The sequence below is a fragment of the Tepidiphilus baoligensis genome (assembly GCF_012911495.1).
Lineage (GTDB): Bacteria > Pseudomonadota > Gammaproteobacteria > Burkholderiales > Rhodocyclaceae > Tepidiphilus > Tepidiphilus olei.
The window spans coordinates 48,748-74,854 of the sequence record NZ_JAAAUB010000007.1 but is presented as its reverse complement, the minus strand read 5'-3'; the positions used below and the strand labels follow the sequence as shown (position 1 = coordinate 74,854).

Here is a 26,107-nt window from a genome sequence, read left to right as displayed (position 1 = left end):
CACCATGGCGAGGCGCAGGAAATCTTCCGAAGAACACGAGAATCTGGAGCGCTGGCTGGTGAGCTATGCCGACTTCATTACGTTGCTCTTCGCGTTCTTCGTGGTGATGTACGCCCTGTCTTCCCTCAACGAGGGAAAATATCGCGTTCTATCCGAATCCCTCCACCAAGCCTTTCGTGCTGGCATCATCGTGCCCCAAACCGGTGAAGTGAAGGAGCAAATTCCGATACCGGCCGTCGTCAGCGGCGTACCGCTGCCGGTGCCGCAGCGGGGAGATCAGGGGAGCGAGCGCGGCGAAGAGCGGGTGCGCCAGGCGCTTGCAACCACCGCCCACGCCGCTTCGGCTTTGCGTGCCGCGCTTCAGCCTTTGATCGAGAGCGGTCAGGTCACGGTGAGCGAGGGAGCGTTCGGGGTGACCGTGGAGATCGACGCTGGCATCCTCTTTCCCAGTGGTGAAGCAACGCTGGGCCCGATGGCGATCGCCATCCTCAGACAAGTGGCCAACGTTCTGGCGTATGCCGGCGATGGGCCGATCTGGGTCGAAGGTCACACGGACAACGTTCCCTTGCGCCGAGGGGCGCGCTATCCCTCCAACTGGGAACTATCCGCGGCCCGGGCGGCAGCGGTCGTGCGGCTCTTCGAGGAGCAAGGGGTGGCATCGTCCCGCCTCGCTGCGGTAGGCTACGCCGATCAGCGTCCCATCGCGGACAATGCCACCGAGGAAGGGCGGCAGAAGAACCGTCGTGTGACGATCAGGCTCGAATCCCTCATCGATTCCGGTGGAGCTGGTGCGACATCCGCTCTGCCCGCCCAAGAAGGAGCTATCGGCAGCATTCTTCCTCCGTCGCCTTGAGGCATTCCTCCACCAGCGCCGGGCCGCGATAGATGAGCCCGGTGTAGATCTGCACGAGGGAAGCGCCGGCGCGCAGCTTGGCGCGCGCATCTTCGCCCGAGAGGATGCCGCCGGCGGCGATGAGCGGCACCTGCCCCTGAAGGCGCTGGGCGAGTGCCGCGAGTACGGCGGTAGCGCGTTCGCGCAGCGGCTCGCCCGATAACCCCCCCGTTTCCTGACCGTGCGGCAGGTGCGCCACGCCCTCGCGCGAGATCGTGGTATTGGTGGCGATCACGCCGTCGATGCGGTATTCGAGCACTTTTTCGGCGATGAGATCGAGCTCGGTTTCTTCCAGATCGGGGGCGATCTTGAGCACGAGCGGCGTGCGCTTGTCGTGGCTCGCCGCGAGCCGTTCGGCCTCTTCGCGTAGCCCTCCGAGTAGCGCCTCGAGCGAGTCGCCGCGCTGCAGTTCGCGCAGGGCGCGCGTGTTCGGTGAGGAGACGTTGATCGTCACGTAGTCGGCCGTGGTCCACACGCGGCGCAGTCCCGCGACATAGTCGTCGAGGGCGCGTTCGAGGGGTGTGTCGGCATTCTTGCCGAGGTTGATGCCGAGAATCCCGCGCCAGCGGCGAGCGCGTGCCCGTGCGACCAGCGCGTCCACGCCGTCGTTGTTGAATCCCATGCGGTTGATGAGGGCGCGCGCCTGCGGCAGGCGGAAGAGCCGCGGCTTGGGATTGCCCGGCTGCGGCCGTGGCGTGACGGTGCCCACCTCGATGAAACCGAATCCTAGCCGCGCCAGACCATCGATCGCCTCCCCGTTCTTGTCCAGCCCGGCGGCAAGCCCGACGCGGTTGGGAAATTCCAGGCCCATGAGGGTGATGGGGGCGCGCCGGGGCGGCTCGGGCGGGGGCAGCAGCCGCCCCAGGGTGGCAAACGCGCGGATCGTCAGGTCGTGGGCGGTCTCCGGTTCGAGCGCGAAGAGCGCCGGACGGGCGAAGCAGTAAGGGATCATGGTACGGTCCGGAAGAGCGGTTCGATACGCTCGAAGGGCAGCCAGCGGCCCCGCCAGTAGCCTTCGAGCGGGCGAAAGCGTGCTTTATACGCCATTTTGCGCGAGCGGGCAATCCAGTAGCCGAGGTAGACGTAGGGCATGCCGTTCGCTTGGACCTGGGCGATGTGCCACAGGATCGACCAGGTACCGAAACCCGCCCGGGGGTCTTCCGGATCGTAGAACGTGTAGACGCAGGAAAGCCCATCGTCGAGCACGTCGACGAGGCTTACGATCACCAACCGTCCGTCGGGGGTGCGGAATTCGACGAGGCGCGTGTCGACGTGCGAGGCGAGAAGGAATCGCTCGTAGTTCTCGGGCGAGGCGTCCTCGTCGGCTTCGTCGTGGCGCGCCATCACGTAGCGGCGATAGAGGCGGAAGTGCTCGGGAATGAAGACGAGGGGCTGCTCGGTGGCGGCGAGTTTGCCGACCCAGCGTAACCAGGTGCGGCGCTGCGAGCGGTCGGGGCAAAAACGCGCGGCTGGCACGCGCACCGACACGCAGGCTTCGCACTGGTCGCAGATCATGCCATAGGAAAAATAGCCGCTGCGCCGGAACCCCTCGCGTACCAGTCGGCCGTAGGTGGCGGCATCGACGAGGTGCGCCGGCGTGGCCACGCAGGAACGCGCCGTACGATCGGGAAGATAAGGGCACGGGTAGGGCTGAGAGGGGTAGAAACGCAGCGTCTCGGGTGGAGTGGCATGCCTCATGGAAGGGGCTCCCGGGAGAATATTCCCTCTGCGAGTGCGACGGCCGGTAGTTCGCTCTGCCAGCGCTGTGGCGTGGGGCGCTCGGGCACGAGCCGGGCAAGCTGGGCGAGGAATTCTTCGCGCGAGATCTCCTCGGCGCCGAGCGAGCGCAGATGCGGCGTGCTCATCTGGCAATCGATGAGGGTGATGCCGCGCGCACGGCACTCGGCGCACAGTCGCACCAGCGCCACCTTGGAAGCGTCCGACTCGAGGTGGAACATCGACTCACCGAAGAAAACCCCGCCCAGGGCCACGCCGTAGAGACCGCCCACGAGGCGACCCTCGTGCCAGGTCTCGACGCTGTGCGCGTGGCCGAGCGCGTGCAGGCGGATATAGGCGTCGATCATCTCCGGTGTGATCCAGGTACCCTCGGGGCGCAGCCGCGCACAGTTGGCGATCACGGACGGGAAATCCGCGTCCAGCGTGGTGACGAAACCGCGGTGGCGCAGCACCTTGCGCAGCGAGCGGCGCACCCGCAGCCGCTGCGGTTCGAGTACGAGGCGCGGCGCCGGGCTCCACCACAGGATGGGTTGCCCTTCCGAGAACCAGGGAAAGATCCCTTGTCGATAGGCTTCCAGTAGCCACGAAGGGGCAAGGCTGCCCCCCGCGGCGAGCAGGCCGTTGGGTTCGGCGAGCGCCAGCCGCGGCGAGGGGAATCGAGGAGGGAGGCGCGGGTCGAGCCAGGGGATCATGGGATCGCACGAAGCGGCGAGGATGAAAATGAGAGTACCTTATAATTTCGCGGATCGCAACGACGAAAGGCTCGCGCATGGCCACTTATCTCGTTACCGGCAACGCCGGTTTCATCGGTTTTCATACGGCGCGCACCCTGCTCGAACGGGGGGTGGGCGTCGTCGGCATCGACGTCGTGAACGATTACTACGACCCCGCGCTCAAGGAAGCGCGGCTGCGCGAGCTCGAGGCCACGGCCGCGCGCACCGGCACGCCGTACACATTTCATCGCGCCGACCTCGCCGATCGTGCAGTGCTCGAAGCGTGTTTCGCCGCGCACCGGTTCGACGCGGTGATCCACTTGGCCGCACAGGCGGGCGTGCGCTATTCGCTGGAGAACCCGCGCGCCTACGTGCACAGCAACATCGACGCCTTCGTCAATGTGCTGGAATGCTGCCGTGCCGCCACGCCCCATCCGCACCTCGTCTATGCGAGCACCTCGAGCGTCTACGGCGCCAACACCCGCTTGCCCTTTTCCGAACACCAGCCGGCCGACCATCCCCTGCAATTCTATGCCGCCACCAAGCGTGCCAACGAACTGATGGCGCACGCCTATAGCCATCTCTTCGGCATTCCGACCACGGGAGTGCGCTTCTTTACCGTCTATGGCCCTTGGGGGCGCCCGGACATGGCGCTTTTCATCTTCACCCGCAAGATCCTCGCCGACGAACCCATCCCGCTCTTCAACGAAGGTCGGCACACGCGCGACTTCACCTACGTCGAGGACATCGTCGAAGGGGTGCTGCGGCTCGCCGCCAAGCCGGCCGAACCCGACCCGAACTGGTCTGGCGATGCGCCCGATCCGGCGTCGAGCCGTGCCCCCTGGCGTATCTACAACATCGGCGCAAGCCGTCCGGTGCCGCTCATCGAGTACGTGGAAGCGCTCGAAGAGGCGCTCGGCCGGAAAGCGAAGCGCGAATACCTACCCCTGCAGCCGGGCGACGTGCCCGACACCTACGCCGATACGAGCGAGCTCGAGGCGGCCGTGGGCTACCGCCCCCGGACCAGCGTGCGCGAGGGGATCGGGAAATTCGTCGCTTGGTATTTGGCGTACTATGAAAAAACAAGGTGAGTTGAACGCGTCGAGTGTCTTCTCCTACGTCTGCCGAGATGGCATCTTTCGCGTCGATTGTCGTCGCCCTCGTTTTGTTGTAGTCTGATCGGTGAAATATATTTGTCCATAAAAAAATAATGGGAGGAGGAAATGGAACGACGTCGTTTCATCCAAGGGACTGGGTTGGCCGGAATTCTTGCTTCTGGCGTCGCCCCGGCCGTCGTGATGGCCCAGCGCAACGTCCGCTGGCGTCTGGCTTCGAGCTATCCGCGTTCGCTCGATACGCTCTTTGGCGTGAGCGAAGATTTCGCCCGCAACATTGCCGATCTCACCGACGGCGCTTTCCAGATCGAAGTCTCTGCCGGTGGGGAGATCGTTCCGGCGCTGAGCGTGTTCGATGCGGTGCAAAACGGCACGGTGGAAATGGCGCACGCCATCACCTTCTATTTCATCGGCAAGAACGAAGCGTTCGCCTTCGACGCGATCCTGCCCTTCGGCATGAATGCCCGCATGATGAATGCCTGGATGTACGACGCCGGGGGATTGCAGCTCCTGCGTGAGATCTATGCCCGCTATGGCATCGTCAACTTCCCGCTCGGTAATACCGGCACCCAATGGGGTGGGTGGTATCGCAAGGAGATTCGCTCGGTCGAGGATCTCAAGGGCTTGAAGATGCGCATGGGCAACATGGCCGGCCATGTGCTCGGCAAACTCGGGGCGGTATCCCAGGCCATTCCCGGCGGTGAGGTCTATCAGGCGCTCGAGAAAGGGACGATCGATGCGGTGGAATGGAGCTCTCCCTATGATGACCAGAAACTGGGTTTTCATCGCGTCGCTCCCTATGGCTATTATCCGGCATGGTGGGAGGGTAGTGCGCAGGTGACTTTGCTCGTCAATGCCAAAGCCTACGAGACCCTGCCAAAGGCCTATCGAGAAGCGATGCGCATCGCCGCCACCGACGCGCACACGCGAATGCTCGCCAAGTACGATGCGCGCAATCCCGAGGCGCTGCGTCGCCTCATCGCCGAGGGCGCCAAGATCCAGCGTATGCCCAAAGAAGTGATGGACGCGGCCTTCAAGGCGAGCCGAGAGGTCTTTGCCGAGTTCGAGGCGAAGAACGAAGATTTCCGCCGGCTGAACGCCCACTATCAAAAGTTCCTGCGCGACGAATACGCCTGGTTCCGTCTATCGGAACTCAGCTACGATCAATACATGGCCGCGGCGCCGCTGTGAAGGGGGGGCGAACATGAATGACTCGATGGGGGTGGGCCGTGAATTACCGCCCGCCCTCGTGGCACGGCTCACGGCATGTCTGGGCGAGCGTTTCAGCCTCTCTTCGGGGGTACGCGCCCACCACGGGCACGACGAATCCCATTTCCCCGATCAACCCCCACAGGCAGTGGCCTTCGTCGCCAGCACCGCGGAGGTGGTCGAAGTAGTACGTGCCTGCGCCGAATACGGTGTGCCGCTCATACCCTACGGCACGGGCACTTCGCTCGAGGGGCACGTACTCGCACCCTATGGGGGGGTGAGCGTGGACGTTTCCCAGATGAATCACGTCCTGGAGATCGACGCCGAGGACATGCTCGCGGTGGTGCAGCCGGGGGTGACGCGTAAGCAGCTCAACGCCGCCTTGCGGGGTACGGGGCTCTTCTTTCCCATCGATCCGGGGGCGGACGCCTCGATCGGCGGGATGGCCGCCACGCGTGCTTCGGGCACCAACGCCGTGCGCTACGGCACCATGCGCGAGAATGTGCTGGCGCTCGAGGTGGTGCTCGCCGACGGGCGGGTGCTGCGTACCGGCACCCGGGCGAAGAAAGCTTCTGCTGGCTATGATCTGACGCGCCTCTTCGTCGGCTCCGAAGGAACCTTGGGCATCTTCACCGAGATCACGGTGCGCCTGCACCCCTTGCCGGAGGATTCGGCCGTGGCGGTGGTGCGTTTTCCTTCGATGCAGGCGGCGGTGGAAACGGTGATCCACACCATCCAGAGCGGCGTGCCTATCGGGCGCGTCGAATTTCTCGACGAGGTCTCGATTCACGCCATCAACCGCTACAGCAAGACCGATCTTGCCGAAGCGCCCACGCTCTTCTTCGAATTCCAGGGCTCGCCCCGCGCGATCGAGGAGCAGGTGGCGCTCGTCGGGGAACTCGCCCGCGAACACGGTGCCGAGGACTTCTCCTGGGCGAGCCGCCCGGAGGAGCGGTCGCGTCTGTGGGAGGCGCGGCATCAGGCCTACTTCGCCTGCATCAACCTGCGTCCGGGTTGCCGCGGCATCACCACCGATTCCTGCGTGCCGATTTCCAAGCTGGCCGAGGCGGTGCTGCGGGCACGAGCAGCGATCGACGCTTCCGGCTTGATCGCCCCCATCCTGGGGCACGTGGGCGACGGCAATTTCCACACCGTGATTTTGATCGATCCGGAAGACGCGGCCGAGCTCGAACGGGCCGAGACCTTGAGCGCCGAGCTCGTGGAGATTGCGCAGTCACTGGGAGGAACCTGTAGTGGCGAGCACGGCGTGGGGATGGGAAAGCGTGCGTTCGTCGCCCGCGAAGCAGGGGAAGCGGGTGTGGCAGTGATGCGCGCCATCAAGACCGCGCTCGATCCTCGCGGGATCCTAAATCCTGGGAAGCTCGTGCCGTGACCGAGCGGGATTTGGTTCGCCATCGATCGGTTGTCTTATAATTTGCACCTTTTCCGCGGAGGAACACCGCGATGCAATTTTGGCTGAAGGTGTCGCGTGGCATCGATGCATTCACCCGGTTTTTCGGGCGGCTGGCGATGTGGCTGATCCTGGCCGCAACGCTCTTGAGTGCGGTCAATGCCCTGGTGCGAAAAATGTTCAACGTGGGCTCGAACGCCTGGCTCGAGGCGCAGTGGTATCTCTACGCCGCGGCCTTTTTGCTCGCAGCGGCGCTGACGCTGCGCAACAACGAGCACGTGCGCATCGACATCCTGATCTCGCGTTTCTCTCCCCGTACCCAGGCATGGATGGATCTTGTCGGGATCGTTTTCATGATGTTGCCGGTGTGTCTGGGCGTGCTCTATTTCTCCCTCCCTTTCTTTTGGCAGGCGTACGTATCGGGTGAGATGTCCTCGAACTCCGGCGGGCTCATCCGCTGGCCGGTCTATCTCATGATCCCGGTCGGATTTTCGCTCTTGCTGCTGCAGGGGGTTTCGGAGGCGATAAAGCGCATCGCTTTTCTCAAGGGGGCCTTGCCATCACCTTTCGTGAAGGAAAGCGACGAGATACGCTCGCCGGACGGCGTGGAAGGAGCGCAATGATGGCATGGCTCGCGGAAAACCTCGCTCCGTTGATGTTCCTGGGGCTGGTCCTTTTTTTGCTCTACGGCTTTCCCGTCGTCTTCGCCTTGGGGGCCTGCGGACTTTTCTTCGGCCTGATCGGCATCGAGCTCGGCCTGCTCTCGCCGGCGTTCTTCCAGGCGCTGCCGCTGCGCATCTTCGGCATCATGCAGAACGAGACCTTGCTCGCCGTGCCCTTTTTCACCTTGATGGGCCTGGTGCTCGAGCGCTCGGGCATGGCCGAGGACCTGCTCGACACCATCGGTCAGCTCTTCGGTTCGGTGCGCGGAGGGCTGGCCTTCGCCGTGATCTTCGTCGGGGCGCTGCTTGCGGCCACCACGGGCGTGGTGGCCGCCTCGGTGATCTCCATGGGGCTCATCTCGCTGCCCATCATGCTGCGCTATGGCTACGACCGTAAGCTCGCGACCGGTGTGATCGCCGCTTCGGGTACTTTGGCGCAGATTCTGCCGCCCTCGCTCGTGCTGATCGTGCTCGCCGACCAGCTGGGCAAGAGCGTAGGCGATCTCTACAAGGGGGCGTTCATCCCTGCGTTTGCCCTGGTCGGACTCTACGTGCTCTACGTGGTCGGCCTGGCCCTCTTGCGTCCGCGTGCCTTGCCGGCTTTGCCGCCGGAGGCGCGCGTCATCCGCGAGGACGACGGCTCGAGCGGTACGCGCTCGGTGGTCGTCTTGGCGGCGATCGCGACCGTAGTGGGAATCGCCTTCGGACAGCATTACGGCGAGCTGGTTGCCTGGCTCGGTGGCGGTGAGCCTCAGGATCGGCCGATCGACGAGACGGTCGTAGTGGCCACGTGTGTCGCGGCGGGTCTGGCGTTCGTGTTCGCGCTCGTCAACCGGGTGTTCCGCCTGGGGCTGCTCTCGCGCATGGCCGAGCGCGTCACGTTCGTACTGATTCCACCGCTCGCGCTCATTTTCCTCGTCCTCGGCACCATCTTCCTCGGGGTGGCCACGCCCACCGAAGGTGGGGCAATGGGCGCGGTGGGGGCGATGCTGCTCGCCTTGGCGAGGAGACGCCTCAGTTTTTCTTTGCTGGTTCAGGCATTGAAGGGAACGACGGTACTGTCCTCCTTCGTGATGTTCATTCTCATCGGCGCGACCATATTCAACCTCACCTTCCAGGGGGTGGGGGGGAGCCACTGGGTACAGCACTTGCTCACCCAGTTACCCGGGGGTGAGGTGGGCTTTCTCATCTTCGCGGCGCTCTTCGTCTTCGTGCTCGCTTTCTTCCTCGACTACTTCGAGCTCGCCTTCATCGTCGTTCCGCTGCTCGGACCGGCGGCCCATGCGTTGGGGATCGATCTCATCTGGTTCGGCGTGCTCATCGCCATGGTGATGCAGACTTCCTTCATGCACCCGCCTTTCGGCTTTGCCTTGTTCTTCTTGCGTAGCGTGGCGCCGGCGGGCGAATACGTCGATTCCGTGACCGGCAAGAAGATCCGCGGCATATCCACTGCTGAAATCTACTGGGGAGCGATCCCCTTCCTGATCCTGCAGTTGGTGATGGTCGGCTTGCTGATCGCCTTCCCGAGCCTGGTGACGATGAGTTTTTCCCAGGTCGAGACAGTGGATCTGGAAAAAATCGAGATTCCCGTCGGAGACAGGGATGGGGAACGGAAGGCACCTCGGAATCGGATGACGCCAAGGGGGGCTCGGGCTGGTGATCGGGGGCGAAACGGTGCAGCAGCGCCTGGGTTCCCGGGTGATGCCACTTGCGCTCGAGGGTGAGTAGATAGTAGTGCTCGGTAATTTCGGGGAGCGACCCAAGACAGCGCAGGACTCCACTTTCGCACAGCGTCGGTTCGAGGATGGCGGGGGCAGGAAAGATGCCCGCCCCGTTCTCCGCCAGGGTGCGCATGAGGGCGCTGTCGTCGAATTCACCCACGATATGCGGTGTGACATGGTGCTCGTCGAAGAGCTGCAACAAGGCCAGGCGGGTCGCCGAGTGCTCACCGGGCAACAGCAAAGGGGCCGCGTCGAGAGACTGCGGCAAGGGGCCGGTCAGGCTGAGGTCGGCGCGGGCGTACAGGGCGAGCTGGGATTCGATCAGCAGTCGGCATTGCAGCTTGTGCCCGAGCTGCGTGGGCGGCGGGCCATCGGCGATGAGTGCGTCGAGCCGGCCCAGCATGAGTTCGCTCAGCAAGCGGGGTAGCGGCTCTTCGGCCACGCTCAGGCGCAACCTCGGTCGGTGTTCGAGTACGGGCTCGAGCAGCAGCGCCGCGAGCGATTTTGGCACGATGTCGAGCAAACCCAGACGATAGGGTAGGGAGGGTCGTTCGTCCGCGTGCGCGAGAGCGGCTTCCAATTCTTCGGTGAGACCGAAGATCCGCTCGGCGTAGCGCAAGGCGATCTTGCCGGCTTCGGTGAGTTCGATGCCGCGCCCCTTGCGCCGTAGCAGACGGCGACCGAGTGCGCCTTCGAGTACGCCGATCTGCCCCGAAATGGTCTGGGGGGTGAGGCCGCTGGTCTCGGCGGCGCGCTGGATGCTGCCCGTGCGACCGACGAGCCAGAAATGATGGAGTTGCTTCAGACTGATCATTCGAATTTCCCGAAGAGTTTTTGCATTTTTTTCTGATTTTATCTGAGTCTAGTTGATCTAGAATGACAAAGCTGCGATCAGCGAAAGGAGGCTCATGATGAAACTGGAACTCGTTTGCGAAGGCCAAACGTGCGCAGAGATCGACAGGGAGGAGCTGGCGCACCGTTTTTCCGGGGCGATCCGCCGCTTCCGTGACCGGGTGACCTGGGCACGGGTGAAATTGGTCGACGTGCGCGACGAAACCGGGGCATGGGCCAAGCGCTGCGTGGTACAGATGCGTCTGCGTCACCGCCCGCAGGTGGTGTTCGCGGTCACGGAACGCGTGGCGCAGTTGGCAGTCGAACGTGCAGTGAAGCGGGTACAGCGCGTGCTCGAACGACGCTTCGCTCGGCCGCAGGTGTTGCCACAGCCAGCCTGAGTGTCCGTGAGGAAAACCTTGCGCCGGGCAGTCGAGAGGTGCCTGAAGCATGGGGACTTTCTCGGTGCGCAGCGCAGAGTGATCCCATACGCTGAAACGAAATTTTGAAGGAGGGTACGATGCAAAGAATCGACGAACGCTGGAATGAGTCCACCCAAGCCCGAGCCATCCCTCTGTCGGAGGCGCGGGGGGAGGCATTGCCGGTAAGCAACCCGGTGCTGCGCAATACCTACGTCCTGCTCGCGCTGACCTTGGCGTTTTCCGCGCTGACGGCGGGCGTGTCCATGGCCTTGGGCTTGCCGCATCCGGGGCTCATCATCACCTTGGTAGGATACTTCGGGTTGCTTTTTCTGGTGCACAAACTCGCCAACCGGGCAAGCGGCATCTTGGCCGTATTCGCACTCACCGGCTTCATGGGTTACACCCTCGGGCCGATCCTCTCCGCTTATTTGGCCTTGCCCAACGGCTCGGCGATCGTGATGCAGGCCTTTGGCGGTACGGCGGCGATCTTCCTGGGGCTGTCGGCCTATGCGACGATCTCGAAGCGCGATTTCTCCTTCATGGGCGGGTTCCTGTTCGTGGGCGTGCTGGTTGCCTTCCTTGCCGGACTCGCGGCGATTTTCTTCCAGATGCCGGGATTGTCGTTGGCCGTGTCCGCGATGTTCGTGCTGCTCATGTCTGGCCTGATCCTCTATGAAACGAGCCAGATCGTGCGCGGCGGCGAGACCAACTACATCCTCGCGACCGTTTCCCTCTACGTCATGATCTTCAACCTCTTCACGAGCCTGTTGCATCTGCTCGGGGTGTTCAACGGCGACGATTGAGTCGAACGCGGTTTTTCGCTAGCCAGGAAGGGGCGCGGCAAGCGCCCTTTCCGTTTTTTCGGGCCTGGGCGGCGGCCTTCGGGTAAAATCCCCTCTTCTCAGGTCGGGATGTAGGTGATGAAACGGATCTTTCTCGAATTCGAACGCTCGGTAGCCGAGCTGGAGGAGAAGATCGGCGAGCTACGCTACGCGCACGACGCTTCCGCCGTCGACATCAGCGAAGAGATCGAGCGGCTGGAGAAGAAGGCGCGCAAGCAGCTCGAGGATCTCTACGCCCGGCTCGATGCCTGGCAGACGACGCAGGTGGCGCGCCATCCGCTGCGCCCCTATACGCTCGACTATGTGCAACGAATCTTCACCGATTTCGAGGAACTGCACGGCGATCGTCATTTCGCCGACGACAAGGCGATCGTCGGCGGGCTCGCGCGCTTCGACGGGCGGCCGTGCATGGTGATCGGCCATCAGAAAGGGCGCGACACCAAGGAGAAGATCGCACGCAATTTCGGCATGCCCCGGCCCGAAGGCTATCGCAAGGCGCTGCGTTTGATGAAACTGGCCGAGAAGTTCGGCCTGCCGATCTTCACTTTCGTCGATACGCCCGGTGCCTATCCCGGAATCGACGCCGAGGAGCGGGGACAGTCGGAAGCGATCGGGCGCAACCTCTTCGAGATGGCCATGCTGCGCGTGCCCGTGGTCGTCACCGTGATCGGCGAGGGGGGCTCGGGCGGAGCGCTGGCGATCGCCGTGGGGGACACGGTGCTCATGTTGCAGCACGCCGTCTATTCGGTGATCTCGCCCGAAGGCTGCGCTTCCATCCTGTGGAAGAGCGCGGAGAAGGCGCCCGAGGCGGCCGAGATCCTGGGTATCACCGCGCCCAAGCTCTTGTCCTTGGGTCTGATCGACGGCATCGTGCCGGAACCGGTGGGCGGCGCACACCGCGAACCGGAGAGGATGGCCGAGATCCTCAAAGGGCATCTGCAGCAGGCGCTCGCCGGGCTCGAAGGGCTCGCGCCCGAAGCGCTGGTGGAACGCCGGCAGCAGCGCCTGGTTTCCTATGGCCGCTTCGCCGAGCGCACCTGAGCGCGATCAGGTCGCCGCGGCGATCTTCCAGGCGATCGAATCGCTCGCGGCGCGGATCCCTTCGCACCCTTTGGGAAGCGCTGAAGAAATGAGCGAGCGGGATGAAGCGCAAGGCGCACGGAGCGAGCACCGCGCAACGCAGCGATTCGCCCGCGCAGCCAATTATTCAGCGTTTCCTTTGCGGCTCGTATTGGGGTTCTCCGGCGGGGTCGACTCCACCGTGCTGCTGCATGCGCTTGCCGAGGCGCGCGCCGAATTTCCGCTGGAACTGAGGGCGGTGCATGTGCACCATGGGCTCCTCGAGCAAGCCGATGCCTGGGTCGAGGCAGCGCGAGCGCACTGTGCTTCACTCGGAGTGCCGCTACAGGTGGCGTACGTGCGCGTGCAGCCGGACGGCCGAGGGCTGGAGGCCGCGGCGCGTTCGGCGCGCCTGCGCGCGCTCGCCGCGGTGCCGGGGGATGCGTTGGTGCTCGCGCAGCATCGCGACGATCAGGCCGAGACGGTGCTCTTTCGTTTGCTGCGCGGCTCGGGCGTAGCCGGACTCGCGGCGATGCGGCCCATTGCACCGGCGCCCCTGGCCGGGGCGGCGGCGCCGTGGTGGCTGCGCCCTTTCCTCGATCTGCCCAAAGAGACGCTCATCGCCTGGGCACGGGAACGCGGTTTGCGCTGGGTCGAGGATCCGTCGAATGCGAGCGCCGACTTCACCCGTAACTGGCTGCGCGCAGAGATCCTGCCGCAGCTGGAACACAGGCTGCCCGGCGTGCGCACCGTGCTCGCTCGTACCGCCGAGACCATGGCCGAGGCGCAGCAAGGCTTGGACGATCTGGCCGCGCTCGACGACGAACGGGTGGGCCATCCGCAGGGCGGCTGGGATTTGGCGGAGTTTTTGCGGTTGCCGGTCCATCGGCAGAAGAATTTGGTGCGCTGGGCAACCCTGCGGCTGCCGGCCCTGCCGCCGACCCACCGGCGTTTGGAAGAAGGATTGCGCCAGGCGGCGGACTATGCAGGCGGGGTGTGGCGTTTCCCCCTGGGGGAGGCGTGGCTGTGCGCCCGCGGCGAGCGTCTGTGGGTGGAGGCGGCACCGCAGGGGTGCGACGCCGCTTATCGCTGCGGTTAATATCCAGGGCGATACCTCGAAGAACCGTCGCGAGCGGCTACAGGGCAAGGCGCCCGGAGCGCAGGATGCGAGACATATCACCCAGATAGGCGAGCATCCGAGCACCGCGCAACGCCGCCATGCAGCCGCGCAGTAGGTTATTCGAGGTGTTCGTTAGTTTTTGCTCTGATCGACCAGCTTGTTCTTGGCGAGCCACGGCATCATCGAGCGCAGCTTGGCGCCGACCTGTTCAATCGGGTGCTCGGCGTTCAGGCGCCGGCGCGCCGTCATGCTCGGATAGTTGAGCTTGCCCTCGAGGATGAACTGCTTGGCATACTCGCCGTTGCGGATGCGCTCGAGCGCGCGGCGCATGGCGGCGCGGGAGTGCTCGTTGATGACTTCGGGGCCGGTGGTGTACTCGCCGAACTCGGCATTGTTCGAGATCGAGTAGTTCATGTTGGCGATGCCGCCCTCGTACATGAGATCGACGATGAGCTTGAGTTCGTGCAGGCACTCGAAGTAGGCCATCTCGGGGGCGTAGCCGGCTTCGACCAGCGTCTCGAATCCCATCTTGACGAGTTCGACCGCCCCGCCGCAGAGCACGGCCTGCTCGCCGAAGAGGTCGGTCTCGGTTTCTTCGCGGAACGTGGTCTCGATCACGCCGCCCTTGGTGCCGCCGTTGGCCGCGGCGTAGGAGAGCGCCAAGTCGCGCGCCTTGCCGGAGACGTCCTGGTGCACGGCGATGAGCGTGGGTACGCCGCCGCCACGCACGTATTCGGAGCGCACGGTGTGGCCCGGGCCTTTGGGCGCGATCATGATGACGTCGAGGTCGGCGCGCGGCACGATCTGGTTGTAGTGGATGTTGAATCCGTGGGCGAAGGCGAGCGCCGCGCCCTGCTTGAGGTTGGGCTCGATGTCGCGCGTATAGACTTCGGGCTGGGTTTCGTCGGGGAGCAGGATCATCACCAGATCCGCCCCTTTGACGGCTTCGCCCACTTCCTTGACCGTGAGGCCGGCGGCTTCGGCTTTGCTCCAGGAGCTACCGCCGCGGCGAAGCCCCACGGTGACGTTCACGCCCGAGTCGCGCAGGTTGAGGGCATGTGCATGGCCTTGCGAGCCATAGCCGACGATGGTGACGGACTTGCCCTTGATGAGCGAGAGGTCGGCGTCCTTGTCGTAATACACTTTCATGGCGTTTCCTTTCCGTTGTGGTCTTGAGAGGGTCAGACGCGCAGGACGCGTTCGCCGCGGCCGATGCCGCAGACGCCGCTACGCACGGTCTCGAGGATCAGGGCGGGGTCGATTGCCTGGATGAAGGCGTCGAGCTTGCCCTGGTTGCCGGTGAGTTCGATGACGTAGGTGGTGTCGGTGACGTCGACGATGCGCGCGCGGAAGATGTCGGCCATGCGTTTCATCTCCTCGCGGTCCTTGCCGGTGGCGCGCACTTTGAGTAGCATCAGTTCGCGCTCGAGGTGCGGCGCTTCCGACAGATCCACCACCTTGACCGTCTCGATGAGCTTGTTGAGCTGCTTGGTGATCTGCTCGATGACGTCGTCCGAACCGGTGGTGATGATGGTCATGCGCGACAGCGAAGGGTCTTCGGTAGGGGCGACGGTGAGCGATTCGATGTTGTAGCCGCGCGCCGAGAAGAGGCCGGCAACGCGCGACAGTGCTCCGGATTCGTTTTCGATCAGCACGGAGATGAGGTGTCGCATGGGGTTCGTTCCTGTGCCGTGGGTCAGAGGCTGTCGGCCGAGAGGATCATCTCGGTGAGCCCCTTGCCGCCCTGGATCATGGGATAGACGTTCTCGCGCGGATCGACGAGAACGTCGAGGAAGACGAGCTCGTTGGCGTGCTCGGTGAAGGCGCGCTCGAGCGCCGGTTCGAGCTCGGCGGGATGATCCACGCGGATGCCGACGTGCCCATAGGCGCGGGCGAGCGCGGCGAAGTCGGGCAGGGAGTCCATGTAGGATTCGGAATAGCGCCCGCCGTGGAAGAGCTGCTGCCACTGCCGCACCATGCCCAGGTAGCCGTTGTTGAGATTGACGATCTTGAGCGGCAGGCGGAACTGCTTGCAGGTGGAGAGCTCCTGGATGCACATCTGGATCGAGGCTTCGCCGGTGACGCACACCACCGGCGCCTCGGGTCGGGCGAAGCGCGCGCCCATGGCGTAGGGCAGACCCACGCCCATGGTGCCCAGGCCGCCGGAATTGAGCCAGCGGCGCGGGTGATCGAAGCGGTAATATTGCGCGGCCCACATCTGGTGTTGCCCCACGTCGGAGGTGACGATGGCATCCCCCTTGGTCACTTTCCACAGGGTCTCGATCACGTATTGCGGCTTGATGGGGCCTTCGGCTGGCTGCTCGTAGGCGAGGCAGCGCCGGGCGCGCCATTGTTCGATGCGCTCCCACCAGGGGGCGAGCGCCTCGCTCGGGGCCGTGACGCCCTCTTCGTCGAGGATGCGCAGGAAGTCGGCGAGCACGTGGCGCACGTCGCCGACGATGGGCAGGTCGGCCTTGACGCGCTTGCCGATGGAGGAGGGGTCGATGTCGATGTGGATGATGGTGCGCGGCTCGCTGGCGAAGTGCTCGGGGCTGCCGATGACGCGATCGTCGAAACGTGCGCCCACTGAAAGCACGACGTCGGCGTGGTGCAGGGCGAGGTTGGCTTCATAGGTGCCGTGCATGCCGGGCATGCCGAGGAATTGGCGGTCGCTCGCCGGGTAGGCGCCCAGCGCCATGAGCGTGGTGGTGACCGGAGCCCCCAGGCGGCGGGCGAGCGCCGTGAGCTCGTCGGCGGCATCGGCGAGGATCACCCCGCCGCCCGCGTAGAGGATGGGGCGCTCGGCCTCGCGCAGCGCCTTGACGGCCTTGCGAATCTGCCCCTGGTGCCCCTTGACGACGGGGTTGTAGGAGCGCATCGACACCGTTTCGGGGTAGCGGAACTCGCACTTGGCGGCCGAGACGTCTTTGGGGATGTCGACGAGCACCGGGCCGGGGCGGCCGGTACGGGCGATGTGGAAGGCTTTTTTGAGGGTGTCGGCGAGTTCTGCGACGTCCTTGACGAGGAAGTTGTGCTTGACGCAGGGGCGGGTGATGCCCACCGTGTCGACTTCCTGGAAGGCGTCCTGCCCGATCATGGCGGTGGGGACCTGGCCGGAGAGGATCACCACCGGGATGGAGTCGCAATAGGCCGTGGCGATTCCGGTGACCGCGTTGGTCGCGCCGGGGCCGGAGGTGACGAGCGCCACGCCCACTTCGCCGCTCGCCCGCGCATAACCGTCGGCGGCATGCACCGCGGCCTGCTCGTGGCGTACGAGCACGTGCCGGATCTCGTCTTGCTGGAAAAATGCGTCGTAGATGTGCAGGACCGCGCCGCCGGGATAGCCGAAGACGTATTTGACGTTTTCGCGCCGTAGGCACTGGACGACGATTTCGGCGCCGGTGAGAAGCATGGGGGATACCTCGTGAGGATGATCCGTGCAAAGATCGGGTAAACCCGTAACGTTAGCGGCTCGATCGGCTTTGGTCAAGCAGGCCGGCCTTCATTGTCCTCTTATAATCGGGAACGAATCGAAGCCGGGAGAAAATCGGTGCATGAAAACATTTTATTGACGCTCGCTTTCATCGTCGTTGCCGGCGCGGCGGCGCAGTGGGTGGCGTGGCGAACCCAGATACCAGCGATCGTCTTTTTGCTGATATTGGGAATCGTGGCCGGACCCGGGCTGGGATTTCTCGATCCGGATCGCTTGTTCGGGCCCGTGCTCTTTCCTTTGGTATCGCTGGCGGTGGCGGTGATCCTGTTCGAGGGGAGTCTTACCCTGCGGTTCAGCGAACTCAGAGGCATGAGTCAAGTCGTGCTGCGTTTGGTGAGCTTGGGCGCGTTGCTGACCTGGGCCGTGGCCGCGGCGGCGGCCCATGTGTTCGTCGGCCTGGATTGGGGCTTGGCAGGGCTTTTCGGGGCGCTGGTGATGGTGACGGGCCCTACGGTCATCGTGCCGCTATTGCGTTTCGTTCGTCCTAGTGCCAAGGTAGCCACGGTGCTGCGATGGGAAGGGATCGTGATCGATCCGATCGGGGCACTGGCGGCGGTGTTGGTCTATCAGTTTCTCGTCAGCCGTGCTCTGCCCGATCTTCCGGCCTGGCTGGCGCTGTGGGTGTTCGTCAAAGCGGTGGCGGTCGGGTTCGCCGTCGGCTGGATCGCGGCCGAGCTGCTGGGTCGGATGTTGCGGCATTATCTGGTACCCGATTATCTCGACAACGTCATCGTCCTCGCTTTCGTGGTTGGGGTGTTCACGGCAGCGAACATGCTCGCCCATGAGGCGGGATTGTTGGCGGTGACCGTGATGGGGATGCGTTTGGCCAACATGAAAGGAGTGCCGCTCGAAAACATACTCTCGTTCAAGGAAACCCTCACCATCTTGTTGATCTCGGTGCTCTTCATCGTCCTTGCCGCTCGGCTCGACGTGGAGCGCTTGGCCGAGGTGGGCAAAGGGGTCGTATTGGTCTTTCTGGCGATCCAGTTCGTGGCCCAGCCGCTCAAAGTATGGGCCTCGACCACGGGAAGTGGATTGAGATGGCAGGAAAAAGCCATGATCGCCTGGATCGGGCCGCGCGGGATCGTGGCTGCGGCCGTGTCGGCGCTCTTTGCCTTGCGCTTGCGAGAATTGGGGCACCCCGGGGCGGAGATTCTGGTACCGCTCACGTTCGCCGTGATCATCGGCACCGTGCTCTTCGCTGGCGGTACCGCCCGACTGGCAGCGCAACGTCTAGGGGTGGCGGAGCCGCGAGCGCGCGGGGTCCTGATCGTGGGGGCGCATCGCCTGGGGCGAGAATTGGGTTTGGCGCTCACCAAGCTGGGGTTTCGGACGATCGTCGCCGATACCGATTACGCCCTCGTGCGTACGGCGCGCATGGCGGGGCTGGAGACTTTTTTCGGCAACGTGGTTTCGAAGGAGGCCGACCGGCGGCTCGATCTCGTCGGAGTAGGATATTTGCTGGCGATGTCGCCGTATCCGGAATTGAACGCGCTGGCGGCGCTACGCTACCAGCGTGAATTCGGGCGGGGTAACGTCTATGTGTTACTCACGCCCGAAGAGGTGAGCAAAAAGAGGCAGCAAGTGCTGGATCGACGTTATGCGCGTCTGCTGGGCGGACCGCAAGTGGGTCTGGCCGAACTGCTCGTCTTGTTCGATCGCGGAGGGAAAGTCTATACCACTCGCTTGAGCGAGGCGTTCACTTTCGAGGCGTACCAGGAGCGGTTTGCGGGTCGAGGGCAGTTGCTGCTGGCGATCGATCCGAAGGGAAATTTGCGTGGCGTGGGGCCAGAACTCACGTCACGGCCGGGGGCGGAATGGTATTTGCTCGGCGTTTATCTGCCGGCGGAAAGCGAAAAGAGCGAGGATGCCGGCCCCGGTGGACAGCTCGAGCACGCTGGAGCGCGATCCTAGGGTCGGGTGCTCGGCGCGCGCTTGCTCGACTGCCGCTTTCGGTAGATGGGTGTCGGGCCGCGGACGATTGCGTCGATCCGCGACGTCGTGCGGTTTTTCGTGGTGTTTTTACCGTTCGTGACGGCGCCGGGTTAGAATGAATCGACCGTTTCGGCATGAAAAGGAGACTGCTCGGTGCTCCGGGTTCCCGTTCGTCCCAGCGAATTTCTGGTCGGCAAGCCCATTCCATTCGACGTCTACGACCGGCACGGCCGCTTGTTGTTGGCGAAAGGGCACGTGATCGCCTCGGCCGAGGAGAAAGAAAAGCTCTTGCGCCAAGGGCCTGAGCGCAACCTGAACACCGACGAGCGTTTTCGCCAGGCGATCGGTACCGCCCTGAAAGTGGTCGAAAAGGCGGACGAACCGGGTAAAAACACGATCCACCTCGATTTCGAGGAACTGCGCCTCATACCAGGCACCGTCTTGCAGCTCCAGCTGGGGCAGGAAGAGGATCGTTATTTCGCGCGCTACATCGGGGCACTGCGCGGCAAGTCGGTGATCGTCGACGCCTTGGAGCGAGGAGGGTTGCCACTCTTCGTGCCCGAAGGCACTGCCTTGCGGGTGCGCGGTAGCGTCGGTTCCTACGCCTTCGTCTTCCCTTCTTCCGTATTGGTCAATGCCTCGCGCCCCTATCCTCATCTTCATCTCATGTATCCGATGGATGTGATGGCGGTGCGACTACGGCGCAGCGAGCGGGTGGCGGTGCGCTTGGTGGCGGCGGTGGTCTCCGACGACAACCAAGCCTTCGGTGGGATCATCCTCGACCTGTCGGTGGGCGGAGGGCTGCTGGCCACGCGCCATCCGCTGAAAGTCGGGCAACGCGTTCAGCTCAAATTCAAGCTGGAGATCGCTGGTTCGGAGATCATCCTGGCGGTGCCGGCCATCGTGCGTTCATCGCGTGAGATCGAGGATCGTACCCTCGAAGGGGCCAAGGGTTATGGCATCGAATTCGTCGAGCTCACGCCCGAGGATACCGTCGCCCTGATGACCTACATCGCGACGGTGCAGACCAACCCCGCGTTGACCGGTTAGGGGGAAGAATGCGCATCGTCAGTTGGAACATCCAGTGGGGGCGAGGGGCGGATGGACGCGTCGATTGGGCGCGGATCCTGAAGGTGCTGCGCGCGTTCGACGCCGACGTGCTCTGCCTGCAGGAAGTGGCGAGCCGTTTCGACGAACTGCCCGGTTCGCGCGGCGAGGACGGACCGGCCATCCTGCGCGGCGCCTTGCCGGAGTATCGAGGATTCTACGCCCCGGCGCTCGATGTGCCGCGCGCGCACGGCGGCCGGGCGCTCTTCGGCAACTGGCTGGGCAGCCGCCTGCCGGTGGAACAGGTGCTGCGCCTGAGCCTGCCCTACCCGCCGCCGGAGACCGACAAGTGCATGCCGCGGGTGCTGCTCGAGGCGACGTTGCGGGTGGGCGAGCAGCGGCTGCGCGTGGCGACGACGCATCTGGAATACTACTCGCGGTGCCAGCGCCTGGCACAGGTGCAAGCCCTCGTCGAACATCAGAGGGAAATCCTCGCCTGGCCGGCGACCGGCGGCGACGAAGAAGAGGCGACTTTCCGTGCCTGGCCGCGGCCGGCGGAGGCGGTGTGGCTGGGGGACGGGAACTTCGCCCCCGAAGACGAGGAGTACCGCCTGCTCGAGGACAGCGATCTGTGGTTCGACGCCTGGCGCCTGGTGCATGGGGCGGCGCCGCACGTGCACACGGTGGGATTGCACGGGGCGGAGTGGCCCGATCATCCTTACTGCTGCGACTACGCCTGGGTGAGCGAGGCGCTACGGCCGGCCGTGCGGGATTTCTTCGTGGAGCAGGAGACGGCCGCTTCCGACCATCAACCGATCGTGCTCGAGCTCGAACTCTGAAACGGAGCGATCGGCTCAGGGAGATGCTGAAGAATTCAGCGTTTCCTCAGCGGCAGTTGCGCAGGAAACGATGCAACAGCCAGCGCAAGGTGAGCGGCGCTTCCAGCATCGGGGTGTGCCCCACGCCGGGGAGCGTCTGCCAGGTGCAGGCAGCTTCGCGTCGCGCCAGCGTTTCCCAAAGACGGGTCGCGGCTTTGACGGGCGTCATGCGGTCTTGGGCGCCGGTGAGGAAGAGCGCCGGCGCGCTCATTGCCTTGGCGCGCTCCAGCGCCGGTTCGGCGGCGTAGGCGGCGCAGGCGCGCAGGTCGTTGGCGAGCACGCCGGGGCGTTGTTCCAGCACGAGTTCCTGCACGGCGCGCGGCAGCCCCGTGTTCCGGGCGCGCGCCCCGAACGCCCAGGGTTCCATCAGCTGGCAGGCGGCGCGTGGCTCGGCGGCACGCTCGAGCAATTCCGCACTCACCGCCATCGGCAGCGCCGTGCCGATGAGCGCGAGTCCGCGGCAGCGCTCACCCAGCCGCGCGGCGAGTTCGAGCGCCACGAGCGAGCCCATGCTGTGGCCGACGGCGACGATCGGGCGCTCGGGATCGAGACCGACGGCGAGCGCCGCCGCGTATTCCTCGATGGTGGGACACGGCGCACGTTCGTCGGCACCGTGTCCCGGAAGGTCGGGGGCGCTCACCTGCCAGCCCAGCCGGCTCAGCCCCAGGGTGACGGCCCACCAGATGCGCCGGTCGTGTCCAGCGCCGTGGATGAGGACGACGAGCGGATCGGTGGCGAACGTCATGGTGGAACCCTCCGGCAGAATCGAAGACTATACTTTACCGTTTTTCTTGGCACTTCAGGAGGAGCTCGCATGAGCAAGGCATTCGTGCGCGAGAGCGAGGTCGACGAGGACGAAGAGCTCGTCGAGGTCCAGAGCTTTCCCGGGTTCAAGAACTACATGACGCCAGCGGGGTATCGCGCCTTGCGCGAGGAGTTCGAGCGGCTCGTCAAGGTCGAGCGCCCGCAACTCGTCGAGACGGTGGCTTGGGCGGCGAGCAACGGTGACCGTTCCGAGAACGGCGACTACATCTATGGCAAGCGTCGCCTGCGTGAGATCGACCGGCGCCTGCGCTATCTCACCAAACGGCTGGAATCGGCCGTGGTGGTCGATCCGCGCGAACAGACGCAGACCGACCGCGTCTTCTTCGGGGCGACGGTGACGATCCGCGATCTGAATACCGAGACCGAGGAGACCTGGCGGATCGTCGGGGTCGATGAGGCCGATGCGGGGGAGGGCAAGGTGAGCTGGATCGCGCCGCTCGCGCGCGGCTTGCTCAAGGCCGAATTGGGCGACGTGGTGCGTATCCCGACGCCGGGCGGCGTGCGCGAGGTGGAGATCGTCGATATCCGCTACGAAACCTCCTCTTGAAAATTTCCCCTTCCATGCCCAGAAACGAAGGGATTCCGAACGACGATCGACAGGGGTGAGACGATGGCTGAAACGAACGACGCAACTCGCCGGAAGATGGAATTCCAGGCCGAGGTGCAGCAGCTGCTGCACCTGGTGGTGCATTCGCTCTATTCGAACAAAGAAATCTTTCTGCGTGAGCTCGTCTCGAACGCGTCGGATGCCTGCGACAAACTGCGTTTCGAGGCGGCGCAGCAGCCGGAGCTCTTCGAGGGCGACGGCGAGCTCAAAATCTGGGTCGATTACGACCGCACCGCGCGCACCGTGACGATCCGCGACAACGGCATCGGCATGAGCCGTGAGGAGGCGGTAGCCCATCTGGGCACCATCGCCAAGTCGGGCACGCGCGAGTTCCTGCAAAAGCTCAGTGCCGGGGGGCAGGCCGACGCGCGGCTCATCGGCCAGTTCGGCGTCGGTTTCTACTCCGCTTTCATCGTGGCCGACCGTGTCACCGTGCGCTCGCGCCGCGCCGGTTCACCGCCGAGCGCCGGCGTGCTGTGGGAATGCGCCATGACGGGCGAGTCGGCGGGGACTTTCGAGGTGGCCGAGATCGAGCGCCCCGAGCGCGGCACCGAGGTGGTGCTGCATCTGCGCGAGGGCGAAGACGAATTCCTCTCCGGGGTGCGGCTGCGCGAGCTCATCCGCAAGTATTCCGATCACATCCTCTGGCCCATCCTGATGCGCAAGGAACGCTGGGACGAGAGCCGCGGCGAGCTCGTCAAGGAAGAAGCATGGGAGCAGGTCAATCGCGCCTCCGCTCTCTGGGCCCGCGCCAAGCAGGAGATCTCCGAAGAGGAATACATCGAATTCTACAAACACGTGGCGCACGACTTCGAGGCGCCGCTGGCCTGGACGCACGCCAAGGTGGAGGGCCGGCACGAATACACGATGCTCCTCTACCTGCCGCAGCGTGCGCCGTTCGACCTCTTCGAGCGCACGCCGCGTCACGGGCTCAAGCTCTACGTGCGGCGCGTCTTCGTGCTGGAGGATGCCGAGCGGTTGCTGCCGCGCTACCTGCGCTTCGTGCGCGGCGTGGTCGACGCGGCCGATCTGCCGCTCAACGTTTCGCGCGAGATGCTGCAGGATTCGCGCGAGATCGAGGCGATCCGCGCCGGCGTCACCAAACGCGTGCTGGGGCTGCTCGAGCAGCTCGCCAAGAACGAGCCGGAGAAATACGCCCGGTTCTGGCGCGAGTTCGGCCGCGTGCTCAAAGAGGGGATCATCGAGGACCCGACCAATCGCGAGCGCATCGCCGGTCTCTTGCGCTTCGCGTCCACGTACAACGACTCGCCCGAAGAGACGGTCTCGTTCGATGATTATATTTCTCACATGAAACCGAGGCAGGAGCGTATCTACTACCTCACGGCCGAGTCTTTCTCCGCGGCGCGCCACAGCCCGCATCTAGAGGCTTTCCGCCAGAAAGGGATCGAGGTGCTGCTCCTTGCCGATCGCATCGACGAATGGTGGGTGGCTTATCTGCCCGAGTATCGGGGCAAGCCGCTCGCCTCTGTCGCCAAGGGCGAGATGGAGTCGGCGCTGCTGTCGGAAGAGGAGAAAAAGGCGCGTGAGGAGGCCGATGAGCGGCTCAAGCCGCTCCTCGAACGGTTGCAAACGGCTTTGGGTGAGCGCGTCAAGGCGGTGCGGGTCTCCTCGCGGCTCACGGAGGCGCCCGCCTGCCTGGTGGTCGAAGAACACGAGCCGGGGATGCAGCTCGCACGGCTGCTGCGCGAACTCGGGCAGGAGGTGCCGGCGCACAAGCCCATCCTCGAGCTCAACCCGACGCACCCGGTGATCGCCAGGCTGCAGGCGGCCTCCGACGAAGCGTTTGCCGATTGGGCGTTGCTCCTCTATGAGGAGGCTTTGCTGGCCGAAGGGGGAAAACTGGAGGATCCGGCGGCTTTCGTGCAGCGCATGAACCGCCTGCTGCTCACGCCGACCGCGTGACACCTCGAGGGGCGGGACGTCCTGGCCTGCCCCTCGTTCAGCCTTCCTGCCGCAACTTGCGCATCCGCTCGGCCGGCGTGATGATGTCGGTGAGGCGGATGCCGAATTTCTCATTCACCACGACCACTTCGCCCTGGGCGATGAGCGTGCCATTGACGAGCACGTCCATCGGTTCGCCGGCGAGCCCCTCGAGCTCGATCACCGAGCCGTGCGCCAGTTGCAACACGTCGCGGATCGCGAGTTTCGTGCGTCCCAGCTCCACGGTGACGCGCACCGGGATGTCGAGGATCAGCTTGAAGTCGTTGAGCTTGTCGCTCTCGCTGCCGCCGGCGCCGAATTCGGGAAAGAGATCCTTGGCGGGTTTGGCCTGGTAGGGGTCGCTCGCCTGTTTGAGCTCTTGGGCGACGCGGGCCATCTCGGCGTCGTGCTGCGCCTGCTCGGCGAGCGCCGCCGCCCATTCGTCTTCGTGGCGCGCTGCATCGCCTTCGCCGGCCTGGCTTTGCTGTTCCTGCATCGCTGCGGCCCAGTCGTCGGCGCTGACCTGGTCTTCTTCCTTGGGGGTTTCGTTTTCGGCCATGGGAAAATCCTTACGCAGGACTCAGGAAAGGGGAGAGGAGGTCTTTCCCGTCGATCATGTCGGGGGGGAGAATTTGGAATCCTCTTCGTCCGGTTCTTCTTCGGCGACGAAATGGTCGACCTTGATCGCATAGTGGCCTTCGCGCGTGCCGTACTGGCCGCGCAGCACCGGGATGTTCTCACAAAACATCGTCACCAATTCGGGGACTTCGAGCGGTATGACGTCGCCCACGCGCATTTCCACGATGTCGGCCAGGACCATGTCGGCATGGCCCAGTTCGGCGCGCAGTTCCACTTCCGCTTCCATGAGGCGGCGACCGAGATTGCGGGTCCAGCGCGTGTCTTGCGTCATCTGGTCGCTCTGCATCGTCGAGTAGAGAATGTCGCGCACGGGCTCGAGCATGGAGTAGGGCCAGCACAGCATCAGGTTGGCTTGGCCGATGCCGAAGTCGAGCGAGAACTGGGAGGTGACGACGATCTCGGAGGGCGTGGCGATGTTGGCGAATTGCGGGTTCATCTCCGAGCGCACGTAGTTGAGCTCGATCTTGTAGACCGGCGCCCAGGACTTCTGATATTCCTCGAAGATCACGTTGAGCATGCCCAGGATGATGCGCTGCTCCGTGGGGCTGAAGTCGCGCCCTTCGATGCGGGTACGAAAGCGCCCGTCGCCACCGAAAAGGATGTCGACCACGAGAAAGATGAGGTTGGGCTCCATCACGATCAGCCCCGTGCCGCGAAAGGGTTTCATCTGCACGAGGTTGAGGTTGGAAGGGATGACGAGGTTGCGCAGGAATTCGGCGTATTTCTGTACGTGTAGGGCGCCCACGGCGACTTCGACGTTGCGTCGGATATAGTTGAACAGGCCGATGCGCAGGTTGCGGGCGAAGCGCTCGTTGATGAGCTCGAGCGTGGGCATGCGCCCGCGCACGATGCGCTCTTGCGTGGCGAGATTGTAGGGGCGGATGCCGCCTTCTTCCTCGCCGTCGGACGTCTCGGGCTCTTCGGTCTCGCCGGTTACGTCCCGCAAGAGCTCGTCGACTTCTTTTTGCGTCAGGAATTCGCCGCCGCCCACCATGGTCGTCGTCCGAG

Annotated in this window: 24 protein-coding genes and 2 pseudogenes; 15 read left to right on the top strand and 11 right to left on the bottom strand. The window is 64.4% G+C overall.

Going from position 1 to position 26,107, the window contains the following annotated elements:
* Window positions 1-4: 4 nt before the first annotated feature.
* Window positions 5-853, top strand: a complete 849-nt coding sequence (motD, locus tag GV368_RS06330; protein WP_169115923.1) for a flagellar motor protein MotD — start codon at window positions 5-7, stop codon at window positions 851-853.
* On the opposite strand, the gene GV368_RS06325 is transcribed toward motD, so the two are convergent.
* The 3 genes from GV368_RS06325 to aat are packed head-to-tail and all read right to left on the bottom strand — an operon-like array spanning window position 822 to window position 3,321.
* Window positions 822-1,844 (bottom strand): quinone-dependent dihydroorotate dehydrogenase, encoded by a 1,023-nt coding sequence (locus tag GV368_RS06325; RefSeq protein WP_194240912.1) that lies wholly within the window; start codon window positions 1,842-1,844, stop codon window positions 822-824. The genes motD and GV368_RS06325 overlap by 32 nt on opposite strands.
* Window positions 1,841-2,590 (bottom strand): arginyltransferase, encoded by a 750-nt coding sequence (locus tag GV368_RS06320; RefSeq protein WP_169115922.1) that lies wholly within the window; start codon window positions 2,588-2,590, stop codon window positions 1,841-1,843. Before GV368_RS06320 ends, GV368_RS06325 begins: the two co-directional genes overlap by 4 nt.
* Window positions 2,587-3,321, bottom strand: a complete 735-nt coding sequence (gene aat / locus GV368_RS06315) for a leucyl/phenylalanyl-tRNA--protein transferase (RefSeq protein WP_169115921.1) — start codon at window positions 3,319-3,321, stop codon at window positions 2,587-2,589. The genes GV368_RS06320 and aat overlap by 4 nt, the downstream gene beginning before the upstream one ends.
* 77 nt (window positions 3,322-3,398) lie before the next feature.
* On the opposite strand from aat, the gene GV368_RS06310 reads away from it, so the two are divergent.
* The 5 genes from GV368_RS06310 to GV368_RS11340 all read left to right on the top strand — a co-directional run bounded on the left by GV368_RS06310 (window position 3,399) and on the right by GV368_RS11340 (window position 9,463).
* On the top strand, window positions 3,399-4,433 hold the full coding sequence (locus GV368_RS06310; RefSeq protein WP_169115920.1) for an NAD-dependent epimerase: 1,035 nt from the start codon (window positions 3,399-3,401) through the stop codon (window positions 4,431-4,433).
* 132 nt (window positions 4,434-4,565) lie between these two features.
* Window positions 4,566-5,648 carry a TRAP transporter substrate-binding protein gene (locus tag GV368_RS06305; RefSeq protein WP_169115919.1) on the top strand — a complete coding sequence of 361 codons (1,083 nt, stop codon included), beginning with the start codon at window positions 4,566-4,568 and terminating at the stop codon, window positions 5,646-5,648.
* Between the two features lie 13 nt (window positions 5,649-5,661).
* On the top strand, window positions 5,662-7,059 hold the full coding sequence (locus tag GV368_RS06300; protein ID WP_169115918.1) for an FAD-binding oxidoreductase: 1,398 nt from the start codon (window positions 5,662-5,664) through the stop codon (window positions 7,057-7,059).
* 71 nt (window positions 7,060-7,130) lie between these two features.
* Window positions 7,131-7,700: a TRAP transporter small permease subunit gene (locus tag GV368_RS06295; protein WP_169115917.1), complete on the top strand. Its 570-nt coding sequence runs from the start codon at window positions 7,131-7,133 to the stop codon at window positions 7,698-7,700.
* Entirely contained in the window at window positions 7,700-9,463 is a 1,764-nt protein-coding gene (locus GV368_RS11340) for a TRAP transporter large permease (protein WP_408033898.1), read from the top strand. The genes GV368_RS06295 and GV368_RS11340 overlap by 1 nt, the downstream gene beginning before the upstream one ends.
* 10 nt (window positions 9,464-9,473) lie before the next feature.
* On the opposite strand, the pseudogene GV368_RS11780 reads toward GV368_RS11340, so the two are convergent.
* Window positions 9,474-9,971, bottom strand: a pseudogene (locus tag GV368_RS11780) (LysR substrate-binding domain-containing protein); the annotation flags it as partial.
* Between the two features lie 174 nt (window positions 9,972-10,145).
* A pseudogene (locus GV368_RS11775) lies at window positions 10,146-10,274 on the bottom strand (LysR family transcriptional regulator); the annotation flags it as partial.
* A 94-nt stretch (window positions 10,275-10,368) separates the two neighbouring features.
* Here GV368_RS11775 and GV368_RS06285 point away from each other — a divergent pair.
* The 4 genes from GV368_RS06285 (at window position 10,369) to tilS (ending at window position 13,713) form a co-directional block, all read left to right on the top strand.
* Window positions 10,369-10,692, top strand: coding sequence for an HPF/RaiA family ribosome-associated protein (locus tag GV368_RS06285; protein WP_142804301.1), 324 nt, complete (start codon window positions 10,369-10,371; stop codon window positions 10,690-10,692).
* Window positions 10,693-10,811: 119 nt separating this feature from the next.
* Complete coding sequence (locus GV368_RS06280) at window positions 10,812-11,516, top strand: Bax inhibitor-1/YccA family protein (protein ID WP_142804302.1); 705 nt, start codon at window positions 10,812-10,814, stop codon at window positions 11,514-11,516.
* 117 nt (window positions 11,517-11,633) lie between these two features.
* A complete protein-coding gene (locus tag GV368_RS06275) occupies window positions 11,634-12,596 on the top strand; it encodes an acetyl-CoA carboxylase carboxyltransferase subunit alpha (RefSeq protein ID WP_169115915.1) in 963 nt (320 codons plus the stop codon).
* A gap of 88 nt (window positions 12,597-12,684) precedes the next feature.
* The gene (gene tilS, locus GV368_RS06270; RefSeq protein WP_169115914.1) at window positions 12,685-13,713 is read left to right on the top strand and encodes a tRNA lysidine(34) synthetase TilS; all 1,029 of its coding nucleotides are present in this window, start codon (window positions 12,685-12,687) and stop codon (window positions 13,711-13,713) included.
* A gap of 153 nt (window positions 13,714-13,866) precedes the next feature.
* Here the strand turns inward: tilS and ilvC are convergent, their stop codons facing one another.
* Genes ilvC through ilvB form a run of 3 tightly spaced genes read right to left on the bottom strand, consistent with a single transcriptional unit; the run spans window position 13,867 to window position 17,146 of the window.
* Window positions 13,867-14,883, bottom strand: a complete 1,017-nt coding sequence (gene ilvC / locus GV368_RS06265; protein ID WP_169115913.1) for a ketol-acid reductoisomerase — start codon at window positions 14,881-14,883, stop codon at window positions 13,867-13,869.
* A 32-nt stretch (window positions 14,884-14,915) separates the two neighbouring features.
* Window positions 14,916-15,407: an acetolactate synthase small subunit gene (gene ilvN / locus GV368_RS06260; RefSeq protein WP_169115912.1), complete on the bottom strand. Its 492-nt coding sequence runs from the start codon at window positions 15,405-15,407 to the stop codon at window positions 14,916-14,918.
* Window positions 15,408-15,430: 23 nt separating this feature from the next.
* The gene (gene ilvB / locus GV368_RS06255; protein WP_169115911.1) at window positions 15,431-17,146 is read right to left on the bottom strand and encodes a biosynthetic-type acetolactate synthase large subunit; all 1,716 of its coding nucleotides are present in this window, start codon (window positions 17,144-17,146) and stop codon (window positions 15,431-15,433) included.
* A 138-nt stretch (window positions 17,147-17,284) separates the two neighbouring features.
* Here ilvB and GV368_RS06250 point away from each other — a divergent pair, with 138 nt between their 5' ends.
* The 3 genes from GV368_RS06250 (at window position 17,285) to GV368_RS06240 (ending at window position 21,048) form a co-directional block, all read left to right on the top strand.
* Window positions 17,285-19,141: a cation:proton antiporter gene (locus GV368_RS06250; RefSeq protein ID WP_169115910.1), complete on the top strand. Its 1,857-nt coding sequence runs from the start codon at window positions 17,285-17,287 to the stop codon at window positions 19,139-19,141.
* A gap of 174 nt (window positions 19,142-19,315) precedes the next feature.
* On the top strand, window positions 19,316-20,212 hold the full coding sequence (locus GV368_RS06245) for a flagellar brake protein (RefSeq protein ID WP_169115909.1): 897 nt from the start codon (window positions 19,316-19,318) through the stop codon (window positions 20,210-20,212).
* A gap of 8 nt (window positions 20,213-20,220) precedes the next feature.
* Entirely contained in the window at window positions 20,221-21,048 is an 828-nt protein-coding gene (locus tag GV368_RS06240) for an endonuclease/exonuclease/phosphatase family protein (protein WP_169115908.1), read from the top strand.
* 46 nt (window positions 21,049-21,094) lie between these two features.
* Here GV368_RS06240 and GV368_RS06235 read toward each other — a convergent pair whose 3' ends face one another.
* A complete protein-coding gene (locus GV368_RS06235; protein WP_169115907.1) occupies window positions 21,095-21,832 on the bottom strand; it encodes an alpha/beta fold hydrolase in 738 nt (245 codons plus the stop codon).
* Between the two features lie 69 nt (window positions 21,833-21,901).
* Here GV368_RS06235 and greB point away from each other — a divergent pair, with 69 nt between their 5' ends.
* Together greB and htpG are read left to right on the top strand one after the other, a co-directional pair.
* Window positions 21,902-22,459 carry a transcription elongation factor GreB gene (greB, locus tag GV368_RS06230; protein WP_169115906.1) on the top strand — a complete coding sequence of 186 codons (558 nt, stop codon included), beginning with the start codon at window positions 21,902-21,904 and terminating at the stop codon, window positions 22,457-22,459.
* 63 nt (window positions 22,460-22,522) lie between these two features.
* Complete coding sequence (gene htpG, locus GV368_RS06225; RefSeq protein WP_169115905.1) at window positions 22,523-24,442, top strand: molecular chaperone HtpG; 1,920 nt, start codon at window positions 22,523-22,525, stop codon at window positions 24,440-24,442.
* Between the two features lie 37 nt (window positions 24,443-24,479).
* Here the strand turns inward: htpG and fliN are convergent, their stop codons facing one another.
* Together fliN and fliM are read right to left on the bottom strand one after the other, a co-directional pair.
* The gene (fliN, locus tag GV368_RS11770) at window positions 24,480-25,019 is read right to left on the bottom strand and encodes a flagellar motor switch protein FliN (protein ID WP_169115904.1); all 540 of its coding nucleotides are present in this window, start codon (window positions 25,017-25,019) and stop codon (window positions 24,480-24,482) included.
* Window positions 25,020-25,073: 54 nt separating this feature from the next.
* Window positions 25,074-26,093 carry a flagellar motor switch protein FliM gene (gene fliM, locus GV368_RS06215; RefSeq protein ID WP_169115903.1) on the bottom strand — a complete coding sequence of 340 codons (1,020 nt, stop codon included), beginning with the start codon at window positions 26,091-26,093 and terminating at the stop codon, window positions 25,074-25,076.
* Window positions 26,094-26,107 lie beyond the last annotated feature (14 nt).

What these genes read in the sequence shown, in the direction of transcription:
- motD (WP_169115923.1), top strand. Translation starts at nt 5, where the DNA reads ATGGCGAGGCGCAGGAAATCTTCCGAAGAACACGAGAATCTGGAGCGC.
- GV368_RS06325 (WP_194240912.1), bottom strand. Translation starts at nt 1,844, where the DNA reads ATGATCCCTTACTGCTTCGCCCGTCCGGCGCTCTTCGCGCTCGAACCG.
- GV368_RS06320 (WP_169115922.1), bottom strand. Translation starts at nt 2,590, where the DNA reads ATGAGGCATGCCACTCCACCCGAGACGCTGCGTTTCTACCCCTCTCAG.
- aat (WP_169115921.1), bottom strand. Translation starts at nt 3,321, where the DNA reads ATGATCCCCTGGCTCGACCCGCGCCTCCCTCCTCGATTCCCCTCGCCG.
- GV368_RS06310 (WP_169115920.1), top strand. Translation starts at nt 3,399, where the DNA reads ATGGCCACTTATCTCGTTACCGGCAACGCCGGTTTCATCGGTTTTCAT.
- GV368_RS06305 (WP_169115919.1), top strand. Translation starts at nt 4,566, where the DNA reads ATGGAACGACGTCGTTTCATCCAAGGGACTGGGTTGGCCGGAATTCTT.
- GV368_RS06300 (WP_169115918.1), top strand. Translation starts at nt 5,662, where the DNA reads ATGAATGACTCGATGGGGGTGGGCCGTGAATTACCGCCCGCCCTCGTG.
- GV368_RS06295 (WP_169115917.1), top strand. Translation starts at nt 7,131, where the DNA reads ATGCAATTTTGGCTGAAGGTGTCGCGTGGCATCGATGCATTCACCCGG.
- GV368_RS11340 (WP_408033898.1), top strand. Translation starts at nt 7,700, where the DNA reads ATGGCATGGCTCGCGGAAAACCTCGCTCCGTTGATGTTCCTGGGGCTG.
- GV368_RS06285 (WP_142804301.1), top strand. Translation starts at nt 10,369, where the DNA reads ATGATGAAACTGGAACTCGTTTGCGAAGGCCAAACGTGCGCAGAGATC.
- GV368_RS06280 (WP_142804302.1), top strand. Translation starts at nt 10,812, where the DNA reads ATGCAAAGAATCGACGAACGCTGGAATGAGTCCACCCAAGCCCGAGCC.
- GV368_RS06275 (WP_169115915.1), top strand. Translation starts at nt 11,634, where the DNA reads ATGAAACGGATCTTTCTCGAATTCGAACGCTCGGTAGCCGAGCTGGAG.
- tilS (WP_169115914.1), top strand. Translation starts at nt 12,685, where the DNA reads ATGAGCGAGCGGGATGAAGCGCAAGGCGCACGGAGCGAGCACCGCGCA.
- ilvC (WP_169115913.1), bottom strand. Translation starts at nt 14,883, where the DNA reads ATGAAAGTGTATTACGACAAGGACGCCGACCTCTCGCTCATCAAGGGC.
- ilvN (WP_169115912.1), bottom strand. Translation starts at nt 15,407, where the DNA reads ATGCGACACCTCATCTCCGTGCTGATCGAAAACGAATCCGGAGCACTG.
- ilvB (WP_169115911.1), bottom strand. Translation starts at nt 17,146, where the DNA reads ATGCTTCTCACCGGCGCCGAAATCGTCGTCCAGTGCCTACGGCGCGAA.
- GV368_RS06240 (WP_169115908.1), top strand. Translation starts at nt 20,221, where the DNA reads ATGCGCATCGTCAGTTGGAACATCCAGTGGGGGCGAGGGGCGGATGGA.
- GV368_RS06235 (WP_169115907.1), bottom strand. Translation starts at nt 21,832, where the DNA reads ATGACGTTCGCCACCGATCCGCTCGTCGTCCTCATCCACGGCGCTGGA.
- greB (WP_169115906.1), top strand. Translation starts at nt 21,902, where the DNA reads ATGAGCAAGGCATTCGTGCGCGAGAGCGAGGTCGACGAGGACGAAGAG.
- htpG (WP_169115905.1), top strand. Translation starts at nt 22,523, where the DNA reads ATGGCTGAAACGAACGACGCAACTCGCCGGAAGATGGAATTCCAGGCC.
- fliN (WP_169115904.1), bottom strand. Translation starts at nt 25,019, where the DNA reads ATGGCCGAAAACGAAACCCCCAAGGAAGAAGACCAGGTCAGCGCCGAC.
- fliM (WP_169115903.1), bottom strand. Translation starts at nt 26,093, where the DNA reads ATGGTGGGCGGCGGCGAATTCCTGACGCAAAAAGAAGTCGACGAGCTC.